Genomic DNA, 21,157 nt, shown 5'->3' with positions numbered 1-21,157 from the left:
AAATATAATATTTCTTCTTTACATCGCTTCATTTAACAATGCTAAAATTTAGTTGGCAAGTAATACAACATGGATGCACCAATCCTCTCACTATCAGCCTTAGTGAGGGTTTTTGTAATTGTGACTCTCGTCGCCTATTTATTAATACGAATATGTAGTCAATAAAAAATAGTGAAACTGCTTTTCTACATAATACATTTAAATAACCGAACGCATACGAGACTCTAATTTTTCTTTCTTTTATCTACAATTTTCACACTTCTGTCATACAATTTTCAAAATATGGCAAACATTTGTCCTTTCATCTATTTAAAAATCTGTAATAATATAATGTAGCTTTTATATAAAGCGAAATCATTACATTTTATATAGATAAAGAGGTAAATTATGAAACCCAACACATTTAATCCTATGCAGCGATTACACTTCTACGCTGCGGTCTTTATTACGCCTTTATTAATTACTTTGACTTTGTCAGGTATTGCTTATCTTTTCTTCCCTGAAGTTGAAAATCAATTGTATAAGCACGAATTCTATGGTCAAAGCGAACATACAAAACAACAATCTATGACCGATGTGATTAAACAAATCGAAAAAGAACACCCTGGTTACACTATCAATAAAGTTAGTGTGATGGAGTCACCTTACAATAACCGCATCACAATTGGTGATATGGAAGGTAATTCTTACTATATTTTTCTAGACAATCATAACCAAATTGTCGATCAACAAAATGCGAAATACACCTATTCCAATATGGTCAGAAGTATACATAGTTCCCTTTCGACCGAAAATACTGCGATTAACTACTTAGTTGAATTAACCGCATGTTGGACTGTTTTTATGATATTATCTGGTATTTATATGTTAGTACGTAAAAAGTTATTAAAATCTAACAACAAAGTACTCAAATTCCAAAAATGGCATGCGATTGTCGGATTAATAATCGCTATTCCGATGTTAATCTTAGTCTTTACAGGCTTACCTTGGTCTGGCTTCATGGGTGCTAAAATCAATCAGATTTCTACTGCGTACCCACAATTAGGACAAACTCAACTCGTCGCAAATCCACCTAAATCAGAAGCCAATGAAATTCCATGGGCTTTAAGACAAAAAGCAGCACCACAATCAGAAGGTGGCGGGCATCACGGTAGTATGGCGATGCCGATGACAAACATTCCTGGTCAATTATCTTTGGATAAAGTGATTCACAACGCTGAAAAACAAGGTTTAACACGTCCTTTTGCGATTGTTTATCCAACCAGTCCTGATGGTTCCTTTACGCTATCTAAAGCTAGCAATAGTGGTGTAACCGGCTTTGATGTCGCACCTGAAAAAGAAACCACACGTTATATGGACCAATATACTGGTAAACAATTAGGTAAAGTGGATTATCAAGATTACGGTATCCTAGCGAAATGGTTAACTTGGGGTATTCCGCTTCACGAAGGCCACCTTTTCGGTATGGCTAATAAAATCATTAACTTGCTCGTATGTATCGCCTTTTTAGGCGGAATCATCTTTGGTTTCATGTCTTGGTTTAGACGCTTAAAACACATGAAACAAGCTGAAATGCTACCAAGACGTGTGAAAAAGCCGATGTCTATTTCACTTATAATCACTTTGATTATCTTAGGAGTTTTAATGCCTTTATTCGGCTTCTCACTCATTATCGTCTTTATTATAGAAACACTCTTATACTTCAAAGATAAGCGAAATAAACAATTGAATTAGTAATCGAAACAAACAGCGCAACCCTGAAAATATACTCAGTGGTTGCGCTGTTTGTATGTATTCACATTGCTTATTTATAATGACGCCAAAAAGACGTAATGTCTGCTTTATCCTCTAAGTTGAATTGAATCATATCCTTTAATAAGTCATAGTCTATATCTTGCGTCCATTTAATACGGAATAAGTTTTCAGTATACGTATAGCCATTTGCGTCAAAACGGTCTATAAACGGCTTCATTCCTGCAGCTTCAGGATTTATAGAGAAATGTGCCTTTGCACGACTGAATCCGATAATATAGGTACCATGATGTGTATACATAGGTTGATTCCATTTAATGGCTTTTTCTAACTCAGGAAACGTTTCATCTACCCAGTTAAAAACAGTTGTTAAAATTTCCTTTTGTTTTGGATCCTCGATTTTATTTAAATACTCATTAAAATTTTCCATTGATTTCTCCCTTTATTTCGACTTACTTCCATTATATGAGACCATTCTCAAAAGGGCTATGAATGTATCTCTAAATTTCCATTAAAAAAGCATGACAGCGTAAGTCAATTTACTGTCATGCTTAAAGTAACTATGCTAATTCATCTTCTACTTCACCGTGTGAAGAAAGCAATCCAAATACATAGAATAAGACACCCATCGCAACGAGTGAAATAATTCCAGAAATCCATCCACCAGTCACATCGTGTAGTAAACCGATTAAGAATGGTCCGATTGCGGCGATGAAGTAACCGATTGATTGACCGAAGCCAGATAATGCGATACTGCCATCACTTGTACGTGCACGGATTGAGAAGAATGTCATACATAAACTAAATCCAGAACCCATACCAAAGCCGGCTAAAATCATACCGATAATTAATAGCGTGAATGATTGTGAGAAGAACAGTGCGAATCCGATAATAAAGAATGCGGAAACGATAGTCACTAATAGTTTTTGGTTCTTCATACGTGACGCTAAAATAGGGAAAATAAACGTCATCGGTACTTGTGCGAATTGGTTCAGCATCAATAAGTAGCCTGCTGTTGAAGCATCTACACCTCTATCTACTAAGATAGACGGTACCCATGCGACAACTGTATAGAAAATCATAGATTGGAAGCCCATCATGAATGCGACTGTCCATGCGAGTTTAGAACGACTGATTTTAAATAACTTTTTCTCTTCTTTAGCTGCTTGTTCAAGCATGGCTTTCTCTTGTTTCGTACCTGAAAGCATTTGCGGAACCCATAATATAATCGCAATAATCGCAAATACTAACCAGAAACCTAACGATAGACGATATGTACCCGCTTCAGATAACGGATAACTTAAGCCGCCGCCTAAACCTGCAGTGAAGTTCATTGTACCACTGTATAAGCCTGTCATTAGGCCGATTTGAAGCGGGAACTTCCATTTTACATAACTTGGCAGCACGACGTTACCAAAGGCAATACCAATACCTAGCAACACTGTACCAAGGATGAAAATCGGGAATCCGCCAGAGACACGTACGATTAACGCAATAATGACTAAAATCGTAGATAAGAACACCGTCTTAGACATCGTCAGACGTGAGGATACTTTAGATACAAACGGTGATACAATACCAAAAATCAACAGCGGGATTGTCGTTAAAATACCTGCAACACTGTTATTGATTGATAACGCATCTTTAATTTGATCAATAACCGGACCAACTGCTGTTAACGGTGCACGTAATGTTGATGCGACAAAGACCATCGCAAGAACAATCAACCACGAATCGCGCAATCTATGTTTTTGGAAGCGTTCATCCTGTACCATATGCTCACCCTTTCTTCATTTATTTAAGTTTATTTGAAAATAAAGAGAGAGGTAGGACAGAACCTAATCTCCCCACCTCATTGAATTAACTTTATTCTATGTCTTTCGTTTCATCAATGCAAGTACAGGTATAGAAGATTAACATACCTTACTATGCATCACGTCACTTATTTATTTAAAGTGATACGTGTACCTGCTTTACCTTCTAAAGCATCGACAGCGTCTGCTAATGAACAGATAATCGCTTCTTTACCTGTTTTCGCGAATTCAATCGCAGCTTGGATTTTCGGTAACATACTGCCTGCTGGGAATTGACCTTCCGCAACATATTGTTCCGCTTCCTCAACTGAGATGTTTTCTAATTTCGCTTCATTTTCTTTACCGTAGTTGATATAAACATTCGGTACGTCTGTTAACATAATGAACGTATCAGCGTTCACTTGTTCAGCTAATTTCAAGCCTGAACGGTCTTTATCAATAACCGCTTCTAAGCCATGAATTTTGCCGTCATCGTCACGATATACAGGGATACCGCCACCGCCAGATGAAATGACAACTGTGTCTGTCATTAAGCGTTTAATCGCGTCTACACCGTTGATCACCATTGGTTCTGGTGAAGGTACAACACGACGATAGCCACGACCAGCATCTTCAACCATAGTGAAACCTTGTTCTTTTTCCATGCGTTTTGCTTCTTCTTCTGAGAAGAACACACCGATTGGTTTCGTTGGATTATCGAAAGCTGGATCATCTTTGCTGACTTCAACCATTGTTAAAAATGACACAACATTTGAATCGATACCGCGTTGGTATAAATCGTTTTTCAGTGCGCTTTCCATCATATAACCGATGAAACCTTGAGATTCAGCGTTACATACATCAATCGGCATTGGAGAAACTTGGTCTTTAGCCGCTTCGTTTTGAACGATGATGTTACCTACTTGCGGTCCGTTACCGTGTGTCACAACAATTTTGTGTCCACTTTCTTTAATGTCGGCCATTTTGCTTGCCGCATTTTTTACGTTGTTATATTGATTTTCAAACGTTGTTTCTTGGCCAGGTTGTAAAATTGCGTTACCGCCAAGTGCTAAAACAACATATTTACCCATTCTTCTTTCACTCCTTCAATAAAGCTATAGACATACCATAAAGTGTGTCTTTACCTGATGATGAGCCTACTTGGAGAAGTTTTTCTAACGTCGACTTAGAGGCGTCTTCCATCAAATCAGTTAATTTAGAACTAAAAATACGTTTAACGGCATACTTTAAAAAGGTTTGGCTGACCAATGTCGTTAAAGGTTCATCCACCAGCTGTTCAATTTCTGTTAAATGCTGCGGCTGAATAAACGGTCTAATAAAGTGAACAAACAACATCCCGACTAACATATCATCGCCTGATGGCGTCAAACCTTGTCCTCGACCTATTAAATAGCGTAATTCAGTCTTCGCATCTCCATGTGGGTTTGACAATGCATCATAAATCGATTGCATTTTAGCAAGATTAAAGTCACCGTCAGCATATTCACAAAAATCAAATGCTTGGATACTCTCCTTTAATTGATTCAAATGAATGGCTTCAAAATTTTGACTCGCTTTAAATACATTCACATTGATATTTAGTTGTAGATTGCGATCAAACGCTAAAGCACGTGGATGTGCTTTTAACATTTGACCCACCTGAATCGATTGTAGTAATCGATTTCTAGTGTATGCATCAACTACAACGCCAAATGGGAACATCCCATTTTCAGTGGTACCGATAAAGATGAGATTGTCATCTTTATCCACCACATTAAAACCTTTATTAAAGCAACTGTGTACTTTAAGTTCTGTTGTATGATTCAAGATTCTGCTTGCACTTGCGCCGATGGCTTGTGCTGTGAGAATCATCCATTAAATCCTAATTTTTCAGCATAAGCTGTGATTGCTTTTTCGAAGCATTCGATTGGTGGATGCACTGTACCTGCACCAATTTGACCGAAGCCGGCAATTTTGTGTGCAATACCTGTGTTGATCACTGGTGTAATACCTTTTTCAACTACTAAGCGTGCATCGATACCTAAGCAAGCACCTTTAAAGTCCCAAGTCGGGATAGAGAAGTTAGGGTTCTCACCAATACAAATTTCAGTCATTTCGTCTGAAGTTGCTAAGGCATCTGCAAAGCCGCCGCTACCTACGAAACGTGTAACTGCAGGTGCTGCGATCATTGCCATACCGCCGACACCGATTGTTTCAGTGATTGCTGAGTCACCGATATCAGGGTTAGCATCGTCTGATGAATAACCTGTGAAATATAAACCTTGTGGTGTATTTACAGGTGCTGTGAACCATTCGTCACCCATACCAGCGATACGGATACCGAAGTTTTCACCGTTACGGCACATTGCTGTAACGATTGTACCGTGTTGAATTTCACGAGCTGCGTCCATCATTGCTTTACCTGTTGCCATCGCAACGTTTAAGAAGAATTGGTCAGTGTCTGCTAAGAACTGAATAACTTCTGTACGTTTTTCTGGTTCAACATCTTCTAATTCAGAGATGATTGGCGCAACTTCTTTTAAGAATGCAAGTGAAGCTGCAATGTTACGTTGGTGGAATTCGTCTCCCATTGCGATTGCTTTCGCAATTAAAACGTTAACGTTTAAGCCGTCTTCCATTTGACGAACAGCTTTACCTAATACTGGACCTAATACGTCTTTCATCCAGTGTAGACGGTTAACAACTGTTTCATTGTAAGCACCGAAACGTAATACTGCGCCGATACCTTCGTTCATTTGGCAATAAGCTTCGTTGCCGCTTTCTCTATTTTCAACAACCAATACAGGCATGTTCATTGAAGTGATACCGCCCATTGGTCCTACTGCATTCACGTGATGACAAGGAATGAATTCAATTTTATCATTCTCTAATAATTCACGTGCTGCATCTTCATCATTTGCCCATTCTTCGAATAAGATCGCACCGATACATGCACCTTTCATTGGATCAGTCATGTTTTCATATTTAATCGGTGGACCCGCATGTAGTAAAACATGCTCTTTCAATTCAGGAATTTTATCTTTCGCAGGTACCACGTCAACTAGGAATGGTGCTGCTGCGATCATTTTATCTATGACAGCTTGGTTTGCTTCATCAATTGTTTGGTAACCCATTATACAGACTCTCCTTCATAGTTGTTTAAGAATTGTAATACTTTCATTAGTTTTTCGTCTCCGCCAGCAACTGGTCTCCAGTTGAATTGCACAACGTCTGCGCCGCTTTCATCAATTGCAGTCGCAAAGCTTTTTAGTCCAACGTTGATAACACTTGGAGTTGTGTTGATTAATTGAAGAATCTTATCGTCTACAGATAAGTCAACTGAAGTTGCGTCGAATGACTCTTCTTTCAATTCTGGTTGTTCAGCTTTATGACCTGTTAATTCGATTGCTGAACGTACCATTTGATCGTTTGTTTCGCAGATTTGTGCACCTGCTTCTTCTAATGTTTTGATTTGTTGTTCATAGTTTTGTGGATCGTGTTCTGTACCAACAACAGTTGCTAATACAGCAATGTCACGACCATTTGCTTTTGCTTCGCTGATGATATCTTCGATAGCTGGTGCTAATTGACCTGCCATATCATCATGGCTGCCGTAACCGATTACGTTATCTAACATGATTACTGCAGTATTTTCATCATTTGCAGCTTCTTGTAATTTTTCGATACGTTTACCTGGGTCGATCATTGGATGAGGACGACCTTGTGTATACATGTCATCACCTAAGTCAATGATTTCATGGTTGCCAGCTTTGTAAGTGAAACCTTCTGTAGTTTCATCTTTTAAGCCGTCGAACGCATCTTTTACAAGCATTGCTGCTTCGCTTGCTAATGTACCACCTGAGTAGTAACCTTTGATGCCGTCTTGGCCATCTTTCAATGTTGCTTTGATTTCTTTTGTTGCTGGTTTGAATTCAGGTTTTTCACCATTAGAAAGTTGAACTGATACGCGTGCAGCTTCTTCTAGTGTGTATGCATGGTAGATATTTGCTTCAGTGTATTCTGGTTTGTGACCTAAGAATAATGTCACAACTGGTTTGTCGATATTACGAAGCAAGTTCAATACTTTTTCTTCTACTTCTTTAGCTGGTGGTTTTGAAACAACTGTAATGACTTTAACAGCTGGATCTTGTGCTAACGCTTTGATACTGTCCATCATTGTGATTGCGCCGACTTCTGTTGATAAGTCACGGCCGCCTGTACCGATTGCGTTAGTTACACCTTTACCTTCACGGTCAACAATTGTAGTGATTTCTTGGATACCGGTACCTGAAGCACCTACGATACCAATGTCACCTTTGTTAACGATGTTAGTGAAAGCTAATGGTAATGAGTGGATAATACCTGTACCACAGTCAGGTCCCATTACAAGTAAACCTTTGTCATGTGCCATTTCTTTCAAACGTACTTCATCATCTTTAGGTACGTTGTCACTGAACATGAATACATGCAAGTTGTTTCTTAATGCAGTTTCAGCTTCCATAGCCGCATATTGACCAGGCACTGAAATTAACGCAAGGTTAGGGTTAGTAGCTTTATCTAACGCTTGGTTCCAGTTAGAAACTTCTTGTGTTGATTCAGCCTTATCGTCTTCCGCTTTACCTTTTAATTCATCTTCAACTTGTTGATTCACTTCATCAACCATTGATTCATCATCTGTATCGATCATGATAACAATGTCATTTGGTTTTGCTTCATCTAGTTCAGGTGAATCGAAGCCTGAAGCTCTGAAGATGTCTTTGTTTGCGGGTGTACCCATCATAATTGATACTTTATTAACGCCGTCCATTGCTGATAATTTGTTTGATAACAACATCAATACAATAGAGTCTTGATACGTATTCTCTTTAATGATTGTATATAACATAATAGTCCTCCATTATTATTCTGCAAATCTGTTTTTACCGTGATAACGGTCGTAATGCACATCATCTGACTTCAAGTAGTCATAGATGTCATCTACAATTTCAATACCATCTTTGTCATAGCGTTCACTACGTAAACGTCCACGTTCACCTGGATAGTAAACTTCGCCATAACCTTTCGCAGCTGGTTGTGCTTTCAACTCATCAATCATTGTTGAAAGTTGTTGTTTGAACTGTTTAGGGTCAGTGAAGTAAGCCGGGTTAATTACAACGTGTAATTGGCCTAAATCTCTGCCTTTTGTTAAATCTTTGTACATAGATGACACGTGGCCGCCGAATGGTAAACCAAGCAAGCTGCCTGATAAAATGTCTACCATCATCATCAAGCCGTAACCTTTAGGTCCTGCAACAGGTACTAAAGCGTGTACTGCTCTTGAATCTGTAGTAGGTTCACCGTTTTCATCTACTGCCCATGTATCTGGGATAGATTGGCCTTTTGAACGTGCATCTAACACTTTGCCCCATGCTTGTACAGTTGTTGCCATATCAAATGTGATCACACGATCATCATTTGTCGGCGCACTGAAAGCGATCGGGTTCGTACCGAAATATGGTTCAGTTCCGCCGAACGGTACAACCATTGGGTCAGATTGACACATACTGATACCGACCATATCTTGGTCTGCTGCCATTTCAACGAAATAGCCTAACGCACCACTGTGGCTGATGTTTTTTACACCCACAACTGCGATACCATTTTCTTTCGCCATTTCAATCGCTTTGTCCATAGCTTGTTTTGCTGCTTGGTGTCCTGGGCCATTGTCGCCGTGAAACACTGCAGAAGATGGTCCTGTTTTTTCAAACTCGTAATTCGGATGAGCATTAATACCACCCTTGGCAATACGCTCTGCGTAATATTCAACACGTACTGCACCATGAGAATGAATCCCGCGATGGTCTGCGAATGTTAAAACATCTGAGACGTCAGCAGCTGCATCTTCTTGCAAACCTGCTTTCATCAATTTATTTTTCATTAACTCATAAAGTTCTTTTTTTGTAACACGCATCACTAAAACCCTCCTGACTTTTTTGAAGATTCTTGCAATTTATTAGTCTGCAAAACTAAATAAAGAGCGGTGCCGGTGCAATGACCAGCACCGCTCATTCAATTGAATTAGTAAACTTGTTCTGACTTCATGTAATCATAGATAGATTGTGGAATTGGAATACCTGTTTCGTCGTATTTTGCTTCCACATCTTCTTGAATTTCACCTGGATAGTAGACTTGGTCAAAGCCTTTCGCAGGATCGATGTCATGAAGTTCTTGAACCATTTGTTCCATTTGTGATAAGAATTGTTCCTCGTCACCGAAGTAACTTGGATTGATCACTAAATGGAATTGGCCCAGACGACGGTACGCACTGTAATCTTCATACATTGAAGACACATGCTGACCAAATGGTAAGCCAAGCAAGCTGCCTGATAGAATATCTACCATCATCATCAAGCCGTAACCTTTCGGTCCAGCTGCAGGCAACAATGCGCTGACTTTATAAGGGTCTGTCGTCGGTTCACCTTTATCATCCACTGCCCAAGTATCTGGGATTGAATGATATTTTGAACGTGCGTCTAAGATTTTACCCCACGCTTGTACAGTTGTAGCCATATCAAAGACAATAGGCTTGCCGTCTTTACGAGGTGCACCAAATGCAATCGGGTTCGTACCGAAGTAAGGTTTTGTTCCTCCGAACGGTACAACCATCGGATCTGATTGGCAGACACTTAATGACACTAAACCATGTTTACCAGCCATTTGTGTGTAGTAACCAATCGCACCGCTGTGTCCCATTTCTTTGACACCTACTGCAGCAATACCGTTTTCTTTCGCCATTTGAATCGCTTCTTCCATCGCATGGTAAGCTGCGTAATGACCCACTGTATTATCTGCGTGATAAATACCTGTAGATTTGCCTGTTTTTTCAAATTTAATTTCTGGTTCTAAGTTGAATCCGCCTTTTGCTGTACGTTCTGCATAGTAGCGCAAGCGCACGGCTCCATGTGAATGGATACCACGTGCGTCTGCGAATACCATCAGCTCAGCGACTTTGTCTGCATACTTGTCAGGCATGCCTGCAAGCATAAGCTTTTCTTTAAATAATTGGCGTAACTCATCATAGCCAACATAAACTAAATTCTCTTCACTCATGATTTAGAAACCCTCTCTTATAGTTCGATGTCACGGTTAGCATCTTTAGAGTAGATATATGCGAATGGTTCTTCTAAGCCGATAGCATAAGTTGCTTGTGGAGCATAAGCACCCATGAAGATATAGTCACCTTTGTCTACTGGTAACCATTCGTTGTCTAGGTTGTACATACCGCGGCCGCTTAATACGTAAGCACCGTGTTCTTGTACGTGTGTTTCAACATAACCATGTGAAGCACCTGGTTCGAATGATAAGATGTGAATGTTCATGTCATATGCGATATCTTTTGGTAATAAGTCTTGAACTAATACTTCTTTCATACCTTCATATGGTTCTGCTTTAAGGTCATTAACATTGCCTGTCACAACTTCTGGTTTGTGACCTTCAAGTGGTTGGTAACGTTTTTTGTATAAGAATACGCGGCTGTCTTCGTTATTGTTGTTGTTTTCGAATTTCATCACTTGATCAGCTGGTACGTATAAGTAACCGCCTTGTGATAATTCATATTTTTCATCGCCAGCATACGCATTGATGTTTCCGTATACAACATAGATGAATGTTTGGATACCGTCTCCGCCGAAGCCTTGAGTGTTGCCGCCTTGGTCTTTCAATGTAACTAGGTAGTCAACGAAACGTGCACCTAAACGTGGTGAACCTAAAATAGTAACGTCGCAATCTTCGAATCCTGGTACTACGTTATTTACTAAACCGTCTGGAACGATAACTGCGTAATTGTCTTTTTTGATAACTGCTCTTGTTTCTAATAAACCTTCTCTATAACCTTGATTGTGATTTAAGTAACCCATTATTAAAAACTCCTTTACATTAATTATTCTTTGTAAGCTAATTCATATAAAACGTCTTTTAATACTTCGATTCCTTTTACTAAGTCTTCGATGTTTGTTTCTTCTTCAACGTTATGACTGATGCCGTTGATAGATGGTGTGAACAACATTGCTGTCGGAACAAATTTCGCAAAGATTTGCGAATCGTGTCCGGCACCTGATGCCATGACTTTATATTGTTCTTTACCCACTATTTGGTCAGCTGATTGTTCGATTCTATCTACTAAACCTTTGTCCATTAATACTGGGGCTTCGTCCATCCATAAATCAATATCGTACTCTAAGCCTTCTGACTCAGATACTGATTTGATTGTTTCTGTGATTTCGTCAGCGAATTGGTTCAATGCGTCTTGGTCAATATGACGTGTATCAATACTGAAGACAATTTCACCAGGGACTACGTTAACTGTGTTCGGTACAGGATCAACACGGCCGAAAGTCAGTACTAACGGATCGCCGATTTCTCTAGCGCGTTGTGTTAATTTAGAAGCAATCTCACTAAATCCTACAACTGCGTCTTTTCTTAAGCCCATCGGTGTTGTACCTGCGTGGTTCGCTTCACCTTTTAATGTAACTGTGTAACGTTTTTGACCGACAATCCCATTCACTACACCAATTGCTTTGTTTTCAGTTTCAAGCACTTTCCCCTGCTCGATATGCACTTCAACAAAGGCTTTGATGTCATCGTGGTTTTGGTCTTGTTTTCTGTAGTCAAAGCCAGAGTCTCTCATCGCATCTTCAAAACGCACACCTTCTGCGTCTGCAATCTCTTCAACTTCTGATTTGTCTACAAGATTGAAGTAGTTTTTACTGCCCCAGAATGCGAATGGGAAACGGCTGCCTTCTTCTTCAGCTAAGGCAAGGACTTCTAAAGAACGAAGCGGTTGGCCATGTTCTTCTTTAAGTGCCTTCATTGCTGTCACAGCAGCTAAGATTCCGTATTGACCGTCTAAATGACCGCCTTCAACGACTGTGTCAATATGAGAACCTGAAACAATTTTTTCATCTGGATATTTACTGCCTTCTAAACGACCTGTTAAGTTGCCGATGTCGTCGAAAGTTGCGTCAAATCCAGCTGATTCTAATGTTTCTTTTAAAGCATGCACGGCTTGCTGCCATTCATCTGAATAAAGCAAGCGTGTAATTCCTCCGCCAATCAAACCGCCATATGCGGTAAACTGCTTATCTAAAGCTTCAAAAGAGGAACGGATGTTCATATTCAACAACTCCTTTTCATCTCATCATCTATTATAAATGTTTACTTTTGTTACTACATCCACAATTCCGACAATTAACATCCTCGTATTTATTCATTTTGTACAAATACGATAGATATAAGATTTGCGATAATTATTTTGGGTAAATATGAACAATTTAAAGCAATCTAACATAACCAAAGGAGGTTCTTTTGTTGTCAGAAACAAAACACATCACAACCCAAGACCAATTTCAATTAACGCAACTCATTACACCCGCTCAAAATGAACCTAAAGGTATCATTCTTTACTTTCATGGTGGCGGCTTAATTTTCGGTCAACCTGATGATTTACCACAGGCCTACGTTGATCTGTTAACTGAAGATTTCACAATGATTTCAGCAGATTATCGTTTAGCACCTGAAAGCAATATCGATACGATTATGAATGATGCATTAACACAATTCGACGATGTCAAAGCTAATCATCCTGACTTGCCGATTTTCTTATTCGGTCGTTCAGCAGGATCATTCTTATCTTTAATTGTTGCTTCTAAACGTGATGTCCAAGGTATTCTTGATTTCTATGGTTATAGCCGTTTCCACGTACCGCAATTCTTACGTGCGAATCCACAATACAAAGCCATGTCTCAACAAATCACACCAGAACTGTTAAATAATATGATTCAAACAGAACCTTTAACACAAGGTGATTTACAGACACGTTATCTCATTTACCTTTATGCACGCGGACAAAACGAATGGCTGAAGATACTAGGCATTCAACAATCTACAGATGCTGCCTATAATATTGCGCCTAAAACACTTAAAGCATTTCCACCTACGTTTATTGTGCATGGTAAACAAGATCCAGATGTGCCTTTCGGTGAAGCCCAACATTTAGACCGTAATATTCCAGAAACTAAATTCATCGCTTTCGATAACAAAGATCACGATTTCGATCGCGAAGTGAATGACTTTAATTTAGATATCTACCAACAAGCTAAAACATTCTTATTAAATCTTGTTTAAATGCGACAAAAGACCTCCGAACTGAAATGGTTCGGAGGCCTTTTTTATATTAATGCTGTGATACAGCATGCATACTTATTTGAATTTAATCAAGACTTAGATAAATTCACCACGGAAGTCATTAGAAACACCGTCTTCAAGACTGTAAGTTTCTTCACCGCGTAAAATTGTTTTCGCAACTTGTGCGTTAATTGTACGACCTACATATGGGCTTAGTTTATTGCGGTATTCTAAATCTTCAGCTTGTAATGTGTATGAAGATTCTGGTTTGATGAAGACGAAGTCTGCATCTTTACCAACTGCGATACTACCTTTGTTCTCTAAGCCAAAACGTTTTGCAGGTTCAGTCGCAATAATTTCAGCGAAACGTTTAAGTGATAAGTCACGTTTTTGAACACCTTCGTCGAATAAGATATCCACGTTGTTTTGGATACCTGCGATACCGCCCCAAGCTTCAAATGCGTTGTCAGTATCTTTTAAGTCAGGTGTACTTGGTGAGTGGTCAGATGTTACGAAGTTGATGTCACCATTGATAACACGTTCCCACATACCTGGTAAACGTGATTCTTCACGGATTGGTGGTGAACATTTTACAACTGGACCAATGTCATCTAATTCTTCTTTGTAGAAGTATAGATAGTGTGTACAAGTTTCACATGTTACGTCTACACCTTCTTGTTGTGCTTTAATAACTTCATCCACGCCTTCTTCACATGCAACGTGTACGATGTGTAAACGGCAGCCAGTTTCTTTTGCGAATAAGATCAATTTGCGAATAGGTTCAACTTCTGTGAATACAGGTCTTGAATCTACGTAAGCTGCCAATGATTTTTCGCCGTTTTTATAAGCGATTTCGCCTAAACGGTCTGTAATATCAGCGTTTTCTGCGTGTACAGATAAGATTTTACCTGTTTTCGCAATTTGTTTCATACCTTCATAAAGTGAATAGTCATCTACGTTTTCGAAGTCGCCATCGATTGAACGGTCACCACAAGTAGCTAAGAACGCTTTGTAAGCCACAACGCCTTCTTCGTCTAATTCTTGGATACCACCATCTAAGTTATAAGGCACTAAACCGCCATAACTTGCAACGTCAGCTGATAATTTACCTTTACCTGCATCAAATTTTTCTTGGATTGATGCTCTATCAGTTGTTGCTGGTACTTGGTTTAAAGGCATTTCAACGATTGTAGTAACGCCGCCTTTTGCAGCACCTTTCAATCCTGTTTCGTAGCCTTCCCACTCGTCACGGTAGCCGCCGCCTGGTTCTGTAATATGCACGTGTGCATCTACCATACCTGGCGCAACGACTTGTCCTTTTGCATCGATAACTTTTTCTGCGTCACCTAAGTCATGACCAATTGCTGCGATTTTTCCGTCTTTAACAGCTACTTCTACTTCTTGTTCGCCTTCGTTTAAAATGACACGACCATTTTTAATCAATAAATCATATTTCATTAGCTTTCTCTCCTTTATCCTTTCTAAATTTCTTTTCTAACACGTATAAAATGATGTAAGAAATGCCTGCGATGAAAAATCCGATAAACCATGAGAAGTCAGAAATGACTTGGAATTTCGGAATGAAACCTAATAGTGAAACAACAACACCAAGAATTGTAGCCACATAAGCAGAGAAGTTAAATCTTAATCCGCCATGATTTGGATTATTTGTATCAAAATACAATCTCTCGATGTCGACTTTACATCTGTTGATTAAGTAGAAATGTACGATTAATACACCTGCAACCGGCCCTAAAATTGCGCCGATCATATTTAAGAAAACGAAAATACTATCTTCATTTTCCATTAATTTCCAAGGCATAATCAGAACACTCACAACAGAAGCTAAAATTACACCACGACGATAGTTAATCAACTTCGGCATCAATACACTTAATTGATATGCTGCTGGAATGATATTACTTGTCGCGTTCGTTGAAATTGTAGTCATCAATAATACACCTGTGGCGATTAAAATCGTCCAGATATTATCCCAATTATTGATAATTGTTAAGATATTCCATTCTTGGTGACCTAAGAAGATAGAACCACCGATAATGATGAACACACTACTGAATGCGAATAATAAGTGTGCAACAACAATACCTGAAACTTGTCCTACAATTTGTGCACGTGTTGAAACTGCTTTTTGTGTAAAGTCAGAAACACTTGCTCCAGGTCCAGCCCAAACACCCATCATTGAGTTGAAAATTAGGATGAATGATAAAATAGCTGGATAAATAATACCACTTGATTTTGTTGTGATTTCATAATGCATGATGTTGTCCCAGCCGCCGGCAACCATGAAGCCCCAGATTGCCATACCGCCGAATACAATGTAAATTAACGGGTTTAAAACTGCAGTGAATTTATTTAGTGTCTCACCGCCGCCGATACCAATCGCAAAGTTAATAGCCCAGAATACTAAAAATGCGATTAAACCAGGTATCGTGATGCCTAAAATTGTCGTTCCATTACCAAAATGCTCGAACCCCGGGAAGATCTTAATAAGCAAAATGAGTAATGCCTGTGAGCCTGCGAAGGTTTGTAATCCGAACCAACCAATACCCGCAATTACACCACGTAACACACCAGGAAGTTTTGCCCCGATGTCACCATACGTTTGACGTAACTGCATGGCAAATGGAATGCCGTATTTAGAACCAGCATAACCGTTAACCGCAAGTAATGTCGCAATAATAAATGAACTGAAGATTAATGCGAAAATTACTTGTAACGGCGAAAGCCCTAGTAGCAAAAATCCGCCTTCGGCAGTATAGTTAGGAATGTTATGGACAGCACCCATCCAAAGGGTGAAGAAGTTGAATGTTGATATATTTCTTTGGCTGTCTGTTTTAGGCATAACATCCTTGTTATAGCCTCTGCGTTCGAAGAAAGCCGCATCATGAATGCCGCTTTGCGCTTGCCCCTGTTTCGTCATTTCTATATCTCCTTTGAGTTGGAATAAATATGACTATACGTATAATCTTTACTTAAAATTTTACAGTTACTGGAAGCGTTTTTCTTTGTGCAGTTTGACAGTAATTTTTTATAAAATTATCGATTTCGAACAAATTATGTCATTTCATGTTAAAATTTATTTCAGAAACAAAGTTATAAGGAAGGTGATTAAATGCCGACGTTGCAGAATATACTCGCTGCACCCAGTTTTGCTGGATTAAAACTCATTAATAATCAAGGAGATTTACATAGGGAAGTTCGCCACTTAGACATCACAGAAAATATTGATATTAAAGACTACACTGCTAAAGAGTCATTTATACTCACGACGGGGCTATTATTTAGGGATAATCAAGCAGGCTTGAAACAAATGATTAAAGAATTAAATGATATTGATACCGCGGGGTTAGGTATTAAAACGTCTCGTTATTTAAAACATATCAATCAAGAAGTGATTGATTACGCAAACGAATTAGAATTTCCATTGATAGAAATCTCTGAAGAGTGGAATTTAGGGGAAATCACAAGACAAATTTCAACTTATATTTCAGATGAACAAACAGCTAAATTAAACTACGCTTTGAATATTCAAGAAGAACTGAACGATATGCTGATTAAAGGTTTCGGTGTCGAAACAATGATAGAAAGAATGAGCCGTATTTTAGGCGTACCCGTTCTGTTATTCAACCCATTCTATATGGTTGATTCTCAAAGCTGGCATTACCAACAGAATAATTTGTTGAAACAACAACATATCCGTTACTTTTTAGAATACTTACGTTCAGAAAACGCTAATACAATTACTCGCAATCAAACGAAGTTCACTAATGACGTGGCGATTTTCAAAGTACAAGCCTATGCTTATTTCCCATATTATTTAATGGTGTCAGATATCAATAAGCTGTCTTATCCTTTCAGTTTATTAACGATTGAACAAATTGTCTCAACATTGAGCTTTGCGATATATAAAAATAAAAAGATTGAAGAAGCTGAACACTCAGATATCAATCGTTTCTTTGAATCCCTGATTACGAATCGTTCTGATCAATCTTTATCTGTTCATAATCATCCGATTTTATTTGAACAATACGGTATTTACCCTTCCGATTATTATCAAGTCATTATCTGTGCCATTGACCCGATGGATAATTTAGAAAACAGTCAATACGTTGAAGAGCGTTATCAATTCGTTTACACATGGCTCATACACAAACTCACAGATTTAGATTCACGTATCAGTGTTTACAGTATGCCAAGTAATCGCAGATTTGCGATTTTACTACAATCTAAACATGAGTATTATTTAAATTACTTAAAACATATTCAACAAGAATACCATGAGTTCTTCGACAGCAGTATTTCATTCGGGATTGGTAATAGAGTCACAGAATTCTCTCAATTATCGACGTCCTTTATGGAAGCGAACGAAGCTTATGAAAGCGGCTTAGATAAAGCACGTAAAGCATTCATGAACTTCTATCAATCAAAGAGTATGAAAGAACTCTTACAGCTGTTACCACCAAGTAAATTGAAACCTTTCATTCAACATACTTTAGGTGACCTAGCCTATCCTAAAACGAAAAAGGATGAAGAGTTAAAAGATACGCTTAAAATGTACATGGATTATCAATGTGATATTACCAAAACTGCGAAGAAAATGTTCATTCACCGTAACACTGTAAAATATCGAATTAAAAATTGTGAAGAAATATTGGGTTGCACGGTTGAAGATCCGTTCAACTCATTAAATATCCGTCTCGCATTATATGCATCAGAAGAAATACTCTTCGATCAATAATAACGTTATAACTATCTATCAATCATTAATCAAACAGGGGGAGCTCCATGAATTTAGATACTGTCATGTCTCATTTAGACACTTTTAATAACTATGGTTTTAATACAGAAACAGGCGGCACAAACCGCATTGCCTTTCGTCACGCCGAACGCTTAGCCGCATTGAAATTCTCAATGTTGTGCCAAGAAGCAGGATTAGATGTCCGCTTCGACTACTTCGGCAACGTCATCGCAAGAAGAGAAGGTAAGCAACCTAACTTACCGCCCGTTATGATCGGATCACATATCGATACCGTAAAAGATGGCGGACGTTACGACGGCTTACTAGGTGTTGTAGCTGCATTACAACTTATGCTGCATTTAAACGAACACCAAATTGAAACAGATCATCCGATTGAAATCGTCGCATTTACAGCAGAAGAATCTGCACGTTTCAACACTGCGACACTCGGCAGTAAATACATTACAGGCAACTTGTCTCAAGACGATATGAAAGAAATTAAAGATAATGAAGGCAAAACGCTATTCCAATTGGTCGACACTTTAAAACAAAGCTTACCTTCAGAACAAGATTTCTATCATCAAGGAGATTTAAAGGCCTTCTTAGAACTGCATATTGAACAAGGACCTATCTTACAAAACAAACACAAAGACATTGGGATTGTGACTCATATCGCAGCACCTCACCGTTTTAAAGTTAAATTAACAGGTGAAACAAGTCATTCCGGATCAACACCTATGCCGATGCGTTATGACGCTTTAACTGCCGCATCAGAAATCATCTTACAAGTTGAAGCCATCGCACAACATTACCATAAAGCAGGGGTCGTTGCGACAGTCGGTCATTTAGATGCCTTCCCTAATATCATGAATGCTATCCCTGGCGATGTAACATTATTGATTGATATTCGAGGTAAAGAATTAGAATCACGTGAACAAGTTGCGACTGAGGTACAACAAGCCATTTCAGAGATTACAAAACGTCGTAATATACAAGCTGAGGTTAAAGACTTAGGACAAGATATGCCTGTGGGTCTGAATGCAGAAATTGCCCAAATTACTAAACAAGTGTGCGAACAACATGACTACAGTTACCGTTTCATGTTCAGCGGTGCCGGTCATGATTCCATGAACATGGCATTAATCTGCCCTACCAGCATGTTGTTCATTCCATGTAAAGACGGTATCAGCCACTCACCTAAAGAGTCTGTTGAACCAGAAGAAATTGAAAAAGGTATTCAAACACTTATCGATACAGTGATTGAAGTGGCAAAAGCAGACGTCAAACTACAATAAAAACACCAAACTGAATATTAAACAGTTAAAACAAACCCGAGAGAAAAATTCATGTTTCCTCTCGGGTTTTATGTATAATAAAATAATAAATAGTAAACAACCTTCTATCTCCAGCAGAAGTCAGTCATAATTACATAACTATAAGAGGAGCACACAACATCTATGAATATTGGAAAACAACTCGTCCGCTTAAGTCAATTACACGGTTATAGTTACAAAGCTTTAGCTAAACACTTAAATATAAGTGAATATCAATTAAGACAATGCGAGAATAAGCATGCACCTTTTGATTTCAATCTCACTTTAACTTTAAGTCAATTTTTCAAAGTAAGAACCAGTTATCTAACAGCCGAACATACAGTCTTTTCTAGAACCAATACAGTACAACGTGGCCATGTTTCTATAAGCAACTATGACTTTCATACACACACCCAACAATTTTACCAATCCATATATCTAGCGAACTTTGTAGAATTCCAATCAAGATTCGTCAAATCACCTTTTATACAGATTTTAAACGTCACGGCTGAAATAGAACAACTTTATGGTCAAGCTAATAGCCAAATTAATTTTATTAAAAACGCTGCTGAAAAAGCACGCGCAATACTTATAAAAGAACCGTCGAACCTAAGGTTGCTATTCATGTTAGAAAAAGCAGGTTTATGTATATGCGAGTCAAATATCAATAACGAAGCGAAACCTTTCAGTTTTTGGTCTGAAAAAGGTATGCCTTATATTGTTCTAAACCACAACAATGATTTTGCGGTAAAAAGCGTGTTTGATGTTGCGCATGAATTAGGTCATTTACTGTTACATAAGCATATTCAATTTGATTTACTCACTTATGAAGAATTTCAAGATATAGAACGTGAAGCAAATATCTTCGCCGCTTCATTCCTATTGCCTGAACAAGCATTTAAGGAAGATCTAAAGAAGGTGTCTAACTTGTCTAATCCAGATGATTACACACCATTAAAACAGAAGTGGTATGTATCTATCAAAGCCATGGGTCAGCGTGCTTATGAGTTAGGATTACTCACATTTGAAGAATATATTGCTTTTTGTCATGCGATCCATGAAAAGCAATATGAAGCGGTTGAACCTTTAGATGATATACTGGTACGCAGACATCCAATTAAAATAACCGCTCATTTAGAATACATGTTTGTAAGAAAACTCATTACACCGCAAAAATTGTTAGACATCTTAAAAGTAGAACCTGAATTTTTAACACAGTTAGCCAATATCAATCAAAGCTTATTTGATAAATTCACTAAAAAAGAACCTAAAGAAATTTTAAAATACGATTTTATAGACACTTCTGATAACCGTTAAAAACCATTGAATATTTTCCATACAAAATGGGGTCGGGACATAAATGTTCTGACTCCTAATAA

At 38.4% G+C, this 21,157-nt stretch carries 17 protein-coding genes; 5 read left to right on the top strand and 12 right to left on the bottom strand.

Annotated features, from left to right (window positions below):
• Positions 1-387: 387 nt before the first annotated feature.
• On the top strand, positions 388-1,734 hold the full coding sequence (locus HMPREF2937_RS09315) for a PepSY-associated TM helix domain-containing protein (protein ID WP_070864451.1): 1,347 nt from the start codon (positions 388-390) through the stop codon (positions 1,732-1,734).
• 70 nt (positions 1,735-1,804) lie between these two features.
• Here the strand turns inward: HMPREF2937_RS09315 and HMPREF2937_RS09310 are convergent, their stop codons facing one another.
• The 10 genes from HMPREF2937_RS09310 to allC form a co-directional block, all read right to left on the bottom strand.
• Positions 1,805-2,182, bottom strand: a complete 378-nt coding sequence (locus HMPREF2937_RS09310) for an iron chaperone (RefSeq protein WP_002479892.1) — start codon at positions 2,180-2,182, stop codon at positions 1,805-1,807.
• Between the two features lie 130 nt (positions 2,183-2,312).
• On the bottom strand, positions 2,313-3,527 hold the full coding sequence (locus HMPREF2937_RS09305) for a CynX/NimT family MFS transporter (protein ID WP_002479893.1): 1,215 nt from the start codon (positions 3,525-3,527) through the stop codon (positions 2,313-2,315).
• A gap of 167 nt (positions 3,528-3,694) precedes the next feature.
• A complete protein-coding gene (gene arcC, locus HMPREF2937_RS09300) occupies positions 3,695-4,636 on the bottom strand; it encodes a carbamate kinase (protein WP_070848920.1) in 942 nt (313 codons plus the stop codon).
• A 7-nt stretch (positions 4,637-4,643) separates the two neighbouring features.
• Positions 4,644-5,417 (bottom strand): oxamate carbamoyltransferase subunit AllH family protein, encoded by a 774-nt coding sequence (locus tag HMPREF2937_RS09295; protein ID WP_070864450.1) that lies wholly within the window; start codon positions 5,415-5,417, stop codon positions 4,644-4,646.
• Complete coding sequence (locus HMPREF2937_RS09290; RefSeq protein WP_002479896.1) at positions 5,414-6,679, bottom strand: YlbE family protein; 1,266 nt, start codon at positions 6,677-6,679, stop codon at positions 5,414-5,416. Before HMPREF2937_RS09290 ends, HMPREF2937_RS09295 begins: the two co-directional genes overlap by 4 nt.
• Positions 6,679-8,430, bottom strand: coding sequence for an acyl-CoA synthetase FdrA (locus HMPREF2937_RS09285; RefSeq protein WP_070864449.1), 1,752 nt, complete (start codon positions 8,428-8,430; stop codon positions 6,679-6,681). The genes HMPREF2937_RS09290 and HMPREF2937_RS09285 overlap by 1 nt, the downstream gene beginning before the upstream one ends.
• Before the next feature lie 15 nt (positions 8,431-8,445).
• Positions 8,446-9,495, bottom strand: a complete 1,050-nt coding sequence (allD, locus tag HMPREF2937_RS09280; protein ID WP_002479898.1) for an ureidoglycolate dehydrogenase — start codon at positions 9,493-9,495, stop codon at positions 8,446-8,448.
• Between the two features lie 107 nt (positions 9,496-9,602).
• The gene (gene allD, locus HMPREF2937_RS09275; RefSeq protein WP_002479899.1) at positions 9,603-10,634 is read right to left on the bottom strand and encodes an ureidoglycolate dehydrogenase; all 1,032 of its coding nucleotides are present in this window, start codon (positions 10,632-10,634) and stop codon (positions 9,603-9,605) included.
• 17 nt (positions 10,635-10,651) lie between these two features.
• Positions 10,652-11,440 carry a (S)-ureidoglycine aminohydrolase gene (gene allE / locus HMPREF2937_RS09270; RefSeq protein WP_002479900.1) on the bottom strand — a complete coding sequence of 263 codons (789 nt, stop codon included), beginning with the start codon at positions 11,438-11,440 and terminating at the stop codon, positions 10,652-10,654.
• 23 nt (positions 11,441-11,463) lie between these two features.
• Positions 11,464-12,696 carry an allantoate deiminase gene (gene allC, locus HMPREF2937_RS09265; RefSeq protein ID WP_070848914.1) on the bottom strand — a complete coding sequence of 411 codons (1,233 nt, stop codon included), beginning with the start codon at positions 12,694-12,696 and terminating at the stop codon, positions 11,464-11,466.
• Positions 12,697-12,890: 194 nt separating this feature from the next.
• On the opposite strand from allC, the gene HMPREF2937_RS09260 reads away from it, so the two are divergent.
• Complete coding sequence (locus HMPREF2937_RS09260) at positions 12,891-13,706, top strand: alpha/beta hydrolase (RefSeq protein WP_070864448.1); 816 nt, start codon at positions 12,891-12,893, stop codon at positions 13,704-13,706.
• Between the two features lie 96 nt (positions 13,707-13,802).
• Here HMPREF2937_RS09260 and allB read toward each other — a convergent pair whose 3' ends face one another.
• Together allB and HMPREF2937_RS09250 are read right to left on the bottom strand one after the other, a co-directional pair.
• Positions 13,803-15,164: an allantoinase AllB gene (gene allB / locus HMPREF2937_RS09255; protein WP_070864447.1), complete on the bottom strand. Its 1,362-nt coding sequence runs from the start codon at positions 15,162-15,164 to the stop codon at positions 13,803-13,805.
• Positions 15,154-16,647, bottom strand: coding sequence for an allantoin permease (locus HMPREF2937_RS09250; protein ID WP_070864446.1), 1,494 nt, complete (start codon positions 16,645-16,647; stop codon positions 15,154-15,156). The genes allB and HMPREF2937_RS09250 overlap by 11 nt, the downstream gene beginning before the upstream one ends.
• A 192-nt stretch (positions 16,648-16,839) precedes the next feature.
• Here HMPREF2937_RS09250 and HMPREF2937_RS09245 point away from each other — a divergent pair, with 192 nt between their 5' ends.
• The 3 genes from HMPREF2937_RS09245 (at position 16,840) to HMPREF2937_RS09235 (ending at position 21,095) form a co-directional block, all read left to right on the top strand.
• On the top strand, positions 16,840-18,465 hold the full coding sequence (locus HMPREF2937_RS09245; protein WP_023015526.1) for a PucR family transcriptional regulator: 1,626 nt from the start codon (positions 16,840-16,842) through the stop codon (positions 18,463-18,465).
• A gap of 47 nt (positions 18,466-18,512) precedes the next feature.
• Complete coding sequence (locus HMPREF2937_RS09240) at positions 18,513-19,760, top strand: Zn-dependent hydrolase (protein ID WP_002479906.1); 1,248 nt, start codon at positions 18,513-18,515, stop codon at positions 19,758-19,760.
• 162 nt (positions 19,761-19,922) lie between these two features.
• Positions 19,923-21,095: an ImmA/IrrE family metallo-endopeptidase gene (locus HMPREF2937_RS09235; protein ID WP_070864445.1), complete on the top strand. Its 1,173-nt coding sequence runs from the start codon at positions 19,923-19,925 to the stop codon at positions 21,093-21,095.
• Positions 21,096-21,157 lie beyond the last annotated feature (62 nt).

Origin of the sequence: Staphylococcus sp. HMSC061G12 (assembly GCF_001838465.1) — a bacterium.
Classification (GTDB): Bacteria; Bacillota; Bacilli; order Staphylococcales; family Staphylococcaceae; genus Staphylococcus; species Staphylococcus simulans.
The sequence above is the reverse complement of the archived record's forward strand: the minus strand, read 5'-3'. Positions and strand labels throughout refer to the sequence as shown.

What these genes read in the sequence shown, in the direction of transcription:
- HMPREF2937_RS09315 (WP_070864451.1), top strand. Translation starts at nt 388, where the DNA reads ATGAAACCCAACACATTTAATCCTATGCAGCGATTACACTTCTACGCT.
- HMPREF2937_RS09310 (WP_002479892.1), bottom strand. Translation starts at nt 2,182, where the DNA reads ATGGAAAATTTTAATGAGTATTTAAATAAAATCGAGGATCCAAAACAA.
- HMPREF2937_RS09305 (WP_002479893.1), bottom strand. Translation starts at nt 3,527, where the DNA reads ATGGTACAGGATGAACGCTTCCAAAAACATAGATTGCGCGATTCGTGG.
- arcC (WP_070848920.1), bottom strand. Translation starts at nt 4,636, where the DNA reads ATGGGTAAATATGTTGTTTTAGCACTTGGCGGTAACGCAATTTTACAA.
- HMPREF2937_RS09295 (WP_070864450.1), bottom strand. Translation starts at nt 5,417, where the DNA reads ATGATTCTCACAGCACAAGCCATCGGCGCAAGTGCAAGCAGAATCTTG.
- HMPREF2937_RS09290 (WP_002479896.1), bottom strand. Translation starts at nt 6,679, where the DNA reads ATGGGTTACCAAACAATTGATGAAGCAAACCAAGCTGTCATAGATAAA.
- HMPREF2937_RS09285 (WP_070864449.1), bottom strand. Translation starts at nt 8,430, where the DNA reads ATGTTATATACAATCATTAAAGAGAATACGTATCAAGACTCTATTGTA.
- allD (WP_002479898.1), bottom strand. Translation starts at nt 9,495, where the DNA reads ATGCGTGTTACAAAAAAAGAACTTTATGAGTTAATGAAAAATAAATTG.
- allD (WP_002479899.1), bottom strand. Translation starts at nt 10,634, where the DNA reads ATGAGTGAAGAGAATTTAGTTTATGTTGGCTATGATGAGTTACGCCAA.
- allE (WP_002479900.1), bottom strand. Translation starts at nt 11,440, where the DNA reads ATGGGTTACTTAAATCACAATCAAGGTTATAGAGAAGGTTTATTAGAA.
- allC (WP_070848914.1), bottom strand. Translation starts at nt 12,696, where the DNA reads ATGAACATCCGTTCCTCTTTTGAAGCTTTAGATAAGCAGTTTACCGCA.
- allB (WP_070864447.1), bottom strand. Translation starts at nt 15,164, where the DNA reads ATGAAATATGATTTATTGATTAAAAATGGTCGTGTCATTTTAAACGAA.
- HMPREF2937_RS09250 (WP_070864446.1), bottom strand. Translation starts at nt 16,647, where the DNA reads ATGACGAAACAGGGGCAAGCGCAAAGCGGCATTCATGATGCGGCTTTC.
- HMPREF2937_RS09245 (WP_023015526.1), top strand. Translation starts at nt 16,840, where the DNA reads ATGCCGACGTTGCAGAATATACTCGCTGCACCCAGTTTTGCTGGATTA.
- HMPREF2937_RS09240 (WP_002479906.1), top strand. Translation starts at nt 18,513, where the DNA reads ATGAATTTAGATACTGTCATGTCTCATTTAGACACTTTTAATAACTAT.
- HMPREF2937_RS09235 (WP_070864445.1), top strand. Translation starts at nt 19,923, where the DNA reads ATGAATATTGGAAAACAACTCGTCCGCTTAAGTCAATTACACGGTTAT.